Source organism: Streptomyces sp. NPDC059900, from assembly GCF_050270335.1.
GTDB lineage: Bacteria > Actinomycetota > Actinomycetes > Streptomycetales > Streptomycetaceae > Streptomyces.
Genome location: NZ_JBNNJZ010000423.1, coordinates 1 through 7,103, shown reverse-complemented (window position 1 = coordinate 7,103; position 7,103 = coordinate 1). Strand labels below are relative to the sequence as shown.

Genomic DNA, 7,103 nt, shown 5'->3' with positions numbered 1-7,103 from the left:
GATCGCGTCCGTTCACAACCAGGAAGGACCGCAAAGCACATGACCGACCTCATCGCACTGGACCGCACCGCCGTCGAAGAATCACTGCGCGTCCTGCGCGCCGCGCGCGACACCGACTGGGATCGCCCCTCCCCCTGCGCGGGCTGGACGCTGCGCGACCTGGTGGCGCACATGACCGCGCAGCACCACGGGTTCGCGGCTGCGGCGCGGGGATCGGGAGCCGACCGTACGTACTGGATCGAGTTCGATCTCGGCGCCGACCCCTTCGAGCGGTACGACGAGTCGGTACGTCACGTCCTGGCCGCGTTCGCCGAAGAGGGCGTCCTGGAGCGGGGGTTCACCCTGCCCGCGGTCGGCGGGACGTTCACGGGGCGGATCGCCGTCGGCTTCCACCTCCTGGACTACGTGGTGCACGCATGGGACGTGGCGACGACCATCGGCGTCGAAGCCGACCTCCCGCGGCCGGTCGTCGAGGCCGCTCTCGAAGTCGCCCGCAGGGTGCCGAAGGACCCCGGACACCGGGGCCCGGGAGCCGCGTTCGCGCCTGCCCTGCCCACTGCGGAGAACGCTTCCCCGCTGGAGGAGATGCTGGCGCTCCTGGGACGCCGGACCGGAGCGGCACATTCGTAGGGCGAAGCGTTGAACATCACGCACACCTCTTCCGTATCTCCCGGTACCAGGAAGTAGCTTGCCTCCACGGCAGGTTGACCGGGCAGGGAGGCACGGCACATTGCGGCGCATCAACGGCACGGCTCTGATCATCGCGGCACTCGTGGTCACGCTGGGGGCGCTCGCGTTCCCCATGTGGTCCTACGCCGACCGTTCGGGCACGGGGCCCGCCAATCTGGCCGCAGGGTCCGTGGCGACACAGTGGGGTCCGCTGTCGGCGGCCGACCGCGATCTCCTCGTGAAGGTGCGGCTCGCGGGACTGTGGGAGCTGCCCGCGGGCCAGCAGGCCGTCGAGCGGGCGCCGACCGAGGCGATCAAGGAGGCCGGTGACCATCTGATCGTCGGCCACACGGACCTCGACAAGCGGGCCCGCTCGGTCGCGGCGCAGCTCGGCGTGGAGCTGCCGAACCAGCCCACCGCCCAGCAGCAGGGCTGGCTCCAGGAGCTGACCGAGGCCGACGGCATGGAGTACCAGCGGAAGTTCGCGAATCTGCTGCGGGCCGCGCACGGCAAGGTGTTCGCGGTGATCGCGCAGATCCGCGACAGCACCCGCAACACGCTGATACGCCAGCTGGCCAGCGACTCCAACCAGACGGTCCTCGACCACATCACGATGCTGGAGGCCACGGGTCTGGTCGACTTCGACGACATCGCCAACGGCGGCGCCGCCACCGCAACGGCCAGCCCCACCGGTCCTCCCCCGCCCTCCGGCGTCACTCCCCCGGAGCCCCCGCCGGCCGGCCCGACTGGCGATGTGTCCACCACCTCGCGGCCCTCGCCCGCGCCGCCGGGCGAGGTCAACACGGACAGGCCGGAACCTCAAATGTAGCTCTGAACGTCCCCCCTCAGGGGTTCGGCCGCACCGGCCGGGGCCATGACCACTGCACACGTTCACCAGACCCGCGCGCGAGCACGAGTACGTGGACGAGCACCACGCGGGGTCTTGGCGGAGGAGGGGGAACATGAAGCACCTGGGGACCGGAATCGGGTGGCGTCCGGAGATCGCGGACGCCGTGGAACGGATGCCCGGCATCGACTGGGTCGAGGCAGTCGCGGAGAACCTGTGCCCCGGGCACCTCCCCGACTCCCTGCTGCGGCTGCGCGAACGCGGCGTCACCGTGGTGCCGCACGGCGTCTCGCTCGGCCTCGGCGACGCCGCCCGGCCCGACGAGACCCGCCTCGCCGCGCTCGCCGAGCGCGCGCAGGCCCTCGGCTCGCCGCTGGTCACCGAGCACATCGCCTTCGTACGCGCCGGAGGGCCGCTGACGGCTTCGCAGCCCCTTGAGGCGGGCCATCTGCTTCCGGTGCCGCGCACCCGCGACGCCCTCGACGTGCTGTGCGAGAACGTCCGCATCGCGCAGGACGCGCTGCCGGTGCCGCTCGCTGTGGAGAACATCGCGGCGCTGATCTCCTGGCCCGGCGAGGAGATGACGGAGGGACAGTTCCTGTACGAGCTCGTCGAGCGCACGGGCGTCCGCCTCCTCATCGACGTCGCCAACCTCCACACGAACCACGTCAACCGCGGCGAGGACCCGGCGAAGGCCCTGGACGAGCTGCCGGTCGAGGCCATCGCGTACGTCCATGTCGCGGGCGGCTTCGAGCGGGACGGCGTCTGGCACGACAGCCACGCCCACCCCGTCCCCGAGCCGGTCCTCGCGATCCTCGCGGACCTGGCGTCCCGGGTGACCCCGCCGGGTGTCCTCCTGGAGCGGGACGAGAACTTCCCTGCGCCGCAGGAGCTGGAGCGGGAGCTGGACGCGATCCGGGAGACCGTACGGGCGGGAGCGCCGGCCTCCGGCGAGAGTGCCGCCGGCGCGGCACCGGCCGCCGCCGCGCCTGCCGCGCGCCCCGTCCCCGTACCCGACCCCACCCGGCAGCGTCTCGCCCTCGCGCAGACCTCGCTCCTGTCCGCGCTCGTCGCGGGGACGCCCGCGCCCGAGGGGTTCGACCGGGCCCGGCTCGCCGTGCAGAGCCGGGCGCTGGCCGGGAAGCGGGCGGACGTCGTGGCGAAGGTGGCGCCCGAGCTGCCGGAGATCCTCGGCAAGGCCTATCGCACGGAGTTCCTCGCCTACGCCCAGGCACGGCCGATGTCCGGCGGATACCGGCGTGACGCGCTGGACTTCGCCGAGCGGCTGCTGCTCGCCGGGCAGCCCGAGGACTCCGAGGCACGCGGTCGCCTCACCCGGTGGTGGCTGGAGCGGTCCGGGCCCGCGCCGCTGGACGGCAAGCCGGTCACGCGGTGGCTGCGGGCGGCTCGCCTCGCCCTGCGGCGGGGATAGGAGGCGGCCGTGCAGATCCTGTCCGTCTGCTTCGCCCTGCTGGTCGCGGCCTCGTCGGCCGCGCTCCTCGTCGGTGCCTCCCGTGTACGGCAGGCCCCGCCCGCGCATCCCGACGCGCGGCACGGAGCCGTGTTCGACCCCTTTGAGGCGGCCTTCCTCGCGGGCGGCCCCGGCCGCGTTGCCGACGCCGCCATAGCGGCGCTGCACGAGGACGGACGCCTGGTCGTCGCGTTTCCCGGCATCGTCGAGATCCGATCGGCCGAGGCCCGCAATCCGGTGGAGGCCGCGGCGATCGAGGCCAGGGCATCGGCGCCGAGCAGCGCCCTGCACTGGCTGCGCATCGGCGTGATGCGCAGCCCGGCCGTGCAGGCGATCGGCGACGCCCTGGCGCTGCGCGGCATGATGGTGCGGCCCGAGGCCCTGAGCAGCCTGCGGCGCCGAAGGCTGCGGCACAACATCCTGAGCGGCATCGGCTTCTTCCTCGTCATCGCCGTCATCGCCGTCGAGGACGACGACGGCCCCTCATGGGACCCCGTGAGCGCGTCCACCATCATCCTGATCGCGGTGTGGGTGACCGGCGCTCTGGTCAGCCTGCTCTCCGGGCGCGCCGCCCGCACCCGGGTGACCGCCACGGGCCGGACCGCGCTCGCGGAGTACCGCGCGGCGGGCGAGAACGTCCACGGCGCGGCGCACCGCGTGGCGGTGGACGGCCTGGTCGGGGTGCTCGACCCCGGGCTGCGCGCACAGCTGGAGGCCGCGCACCGCGTCAGGCCGGGGCGGACGCCGGGGACGTCCTCGGCGTACACGAGCTCCGGGAGCACCATCGCGTGGTGCGGGGGCGGTGGCGGCGACGGGGGTTCGGCGTGCGGCGGCTCCGGCTGCGGGGGCTCCGGCGGCTGCGGCGGCGGCTCCTCGTCCTGCGGGGGCGGCGGGGGCGGAGGCGGCTGCGGGGGCGGCGGAGGAGGCGGCTCCTAGGCTTCGGCTTCCACTTCGGTCCGGGGAAGAGTGTCCGCCCGCCTCCCGTGCCCCTTACCGGTACGGCAGTTGACGTACTCCGGGCGGTATCCCGCAGGGACCTCCGCGCGGCGCACTAACGTGCGGCGCGCAACAGGAGGCGTCATGCGATCCATCAACGGCACCGGCCTCATCGTCGCGGGACTCGTCGCGACCCTGGCCGCGCTGCTCTTCCCCGTCTGGTCATACGAGGACAGGTCGGGCACCAGCCTGGACAGACTCAACGCGGAGACCGTGTCGACGCAGTTCGGCCCGCTCTCCGCGCTCGACCGCGACTTCATCAGCAAGGTGCGCCTCGCGGGCCTCTGGGAGCTCCCCGCCGGTCAGCAGGCCGAGGCGCGCGGCACCACCAAGGCCGTGCAGACCGCGGGCGAGCATCTCGTCGAGGGCCACACGTTCCTGGACGCGCGGGTACGCGAGGTGGCGACGCAGCTCAGCCTCGAACTGCCCAACCAGCCCAACGCCCAGCAGCGGGAGTGGCTCGACGAGCTGAGCGACACGCACGGCGAGGCGTACGACGCGATGTTCGCCAACATCCTGCGCGCCGCCCACGGCAAGGTCTTCTCGGTGGTCGCCGAGGTCCGCGCGACCACCCGCAATTCGCTGGTGCGCGCGCTCGCCGACGACGCGAACACGACGGTCCTCGACCACATCACCGTCCTGGAGGGCACGGGCCTGGTCGACTTCGACGATCTGGCCCGTGACGCGGCATCGGCGGCTCCCGCTCCGGTGACCCGCTCCCCGGCCCCGCCCGGTCCGGCCGGAACACCGGCTCCGGCGACGCCGGTCTCCCCCTCCCCCACGTTCTCGCTGCCCCCGCCGGCATCCCGCCCCAAGCCGGCGAATCCCGAGAAAAAGGAGAAGGGGAAGGAGAAGGAGAAGACAGCCGGGGACAAGGACAAAGAAAAGGGCAAGAATTGAACCCGCGGCCAAGCGGAACGTTACGTACCCGCTATCCCGCGTCCGCATGCTGAATAACCCGTGGCGCGGCCCCGCTTTCTCGCATAAAACACCGGCATGTTCTGGCTTCCCCTCCTTCTCGTGGCCTGGGTCGTGACGGGCCTGTCCTGCGCCCGGCTCTGCCTCACCGCGTACCGCGCCGCCCGGCACGGCGCGGCCCCGGAGCACCGTCATGAACTGACGCTGTACGAAGCCGCCTTCCTCTCCGGCGGCCCCGCGCGCGTCGCCGACCTCACCCTCGTGTCGATGGCCCGCACCCGGCGCCTGCTGCTCGCGCACACCGGCTGGGCGACGGTCGTCGACCCGGTGGGCGGCGACGACATGGAGCGTTCGGTGCTCGGCGCCATAGGGCCCGACGGGCAGGCGCCGATAGCGCCGGTGCGCCGCGCGGCGGCGGGCACCGACGCCATGCGCGCCCTCGCGGACCGCCTCGTCGCGGCAGGTCTCGCCCTGCCCGACGGCACCTGGTCCGGGGTGGCCGGCGCGGTCCGGCAGGTGCGGGCCGCCACGGCGGCGGTGGTCGCGCTGGGAGTCGTGGCGCTGCTCATGCCCGCGCAGGAGCCGCCGGGGCAGGTGTCCGTGGCGCTCTGGTTCGCGCTGCCGCTGGTCCTGAACGCGAGCTGCCTGGCCGTCGCCCGCTTCGAGATCCACCCCTACCCCCGCTGGGCCTCGCCCGCGGGCCAGCTCCTGCTGAGCACGCTGCCTTCGCGCGGCGGCTCGGATCTCACCGCGGTCGCCGTACGCGGCACCCGCGTCCTGGCCGATCCGCAACTGCGTGCGGCTTTCGCACACCGGTATGCGGCGCATCGGAGTCATTGAGCCGAAACAGGTGAGGCGGTGCTTTACTTCGCCATTTACCGAACGAATCATCCCTTTTATTCGAGCAACGCACGGCCGAATGAAGGAATGAAGAGCGATGAGAGCAGCAGCCGCCCTCTACGGAACCGCCGGATCCCTGGTCCTGACCGCCCTCGTCGCCGCCCCCGCGGGAAGCGCGTCCGCGGCCGACCCCGCCCCCTATCTGGAGGCACACGGCAGCCTCCTCGCGGCCCAGCGCGCCGAGGCGGCGGGCATCCGCTTCGGCGACTGTCCGGCGTCGGAGGGCCTGCCGCCCTCGGTCAAGTGCGGCACCGTCTCGGTGCCCCTCGACTACGCGCGCCCGTACGGCAAGCAGATCAAGCTGACCGTCAGCCACGTCAAGGCCACGAAGAAGGCCGAACCGCGGCGCGGCAAGGCCGTCAAGCGGCAGGGCGCCCTCATCTTCAACCCCGGCGGGCCCGGCGGGTCCGGCATGTACTTCCCGATGGCCGGCATGCTCCCCGAGTGGAAGCGCATCGCGGCGGCGTACGACCTGGTGGGCTACGCCCCGCGCGGGGTGGGCCGCTCGGCTCCGATCTCCTGTCAGGACCCCAAGCGGTTCGCCAAGGCGCCGACCCAGGCGCCGACGCACCCGACCGCCGCGTACAAGCAGGAGCGCATCAAGCAGGCGAAGGCGTACGCGGAGGGCTGCGTCAAGCGCTCCGGGCAGGACGTGCGGCACTACACGAGCCTGAACAACGCCCGTGACCTGGACGTCCTGCGGGCGGCGCTCGGCGAGAAGAAGCTGACCTTCATGGGCGCTTCGTACGGGACCTACTTCGGCGCCGTGTACGCCTCGCTCTTCCCCACGCACGTGCGCCGCATGGTGTTCGACTCGGCGGTCAACCCGGACCCCGGGCAGATCTGGTACCGCAACAACCTCGACCAGTCCGCCGCCTTCGAACAGCGCTGGGGCGACTTCCGCACCTGGGTGGCCAAGCACGACAAGACGTACCACCTGGGCAAGACGCCCGAGGCCGTCTCGCGGAGCTACGAGAAGGTGCGCGACGCGGTCGCGAAGAAGCCCGCGGGCGGCAAGGTCGGGCCCGGCCAGCTCCAGTCGGCGTACCTCCAGGCCGGGTACTACGACGACTACTGGCCGACGCGTGCCTCGGCGCTCTCGGCGTATCTGAAGGGCAACCCGAAGCCGCTCATCGAGCAGGCGGGGCCGGAGCCGAAGGCGGCCAAGGAGTCGGAGAACGGCAACGCGGTCTACACCGCGGTCGAGTGCAACGACGCGGCCTGGCCGACCGACTTCGCTACCTGGGACCGGGACAACTCGAAGCTCGCGCGCACCGCTCCCTTCGAGACCTGGGACAACGC

7 protein-coding genes are annotated in these 7,103 nt (G+C 72.5%); all 7 read left to right on the top strand.

The window, feature by feature from the left end; genetic code table 11:
• Positions 1–39 precede the first annotated feature (39 nt).
• Positions 40–630, top strand: a complete 591-nt coding sequence (locus ACQKIP_RS34825) for a TIGR03086 family metal-binding protein (protein WP_365858527.1) — start codon at positions 40–42, stop codon at positions 628–630.
• Between the two features lie 100 nt (positions 631–730).
• Positions 731–1,498 (top strand): DUF4142 domain-containing protein, encoded by a 768-nt coding sequence (locus ACQKIP_RS34820; protein WP_365858525.1) that lies wholly within the window; start codon positions 731–733, stop codon positions 1,496–1,498.
• Positions 1,499–1,631: 133 nt separating this feature from the next.
• A complete protein-coding gene (locus ACQKIP_RS34815; protein ID WP_365858523.1) occupies positions 1,632–2,948 on the top strand; it encodes a DUF692 domain-containing protein in 1,317 nt (438 codons plus the stop codon).
• Between the two features lie 9 nt (positions 2,949–2,957).
• Positions 2,958–3,923: a TIGR04222 domain-containing membrane protein gene (locus ACQKIP_RS34810; protein WP_365858521.1), complete on the top strand. Its 966-nt coding sequence runs from the start codon at positions 2,958–2,960 to the stop codon at positions 3,921–3,923.
• A gap of 144 nt (positions 3,924–4,067) precedes the next feature.
• A complete protein-coding gene (locus tag ACQKIP_RS34805; RefSeq protein WP_365858519.1) occupies positions 4,068–4,883 on the top strand; it encodes a DUF4142 domain-containing protein in 816 nt (271 codons plus the stop codon).
• Between the two features lie 96 nt (positions 4,884–4,979).
• Positions 4,980–5,741 carry a TIGR04222 domain-containing membrane protein gene (locus tag ACQKIP_RS34800; RefSeq protein ID WP_365858516.1) on the top strand — a complete coding sequence of 254 codons (762 nt, stop codon included), beginning with the start codon at positions 4,980–4,982 and terminating at the stop codon, positions 5,739–5,741.
• Positions 5,742–5,838: 97 nt separating this feature from the next.
• On the top strand, positions 5,839–7,103 hold a 1,265-nt coding region (locus ACQKIP_RS34795; protein ID WP_427745055.1), incomplete at its 3' end, for an alpha/beta fold hydrolase.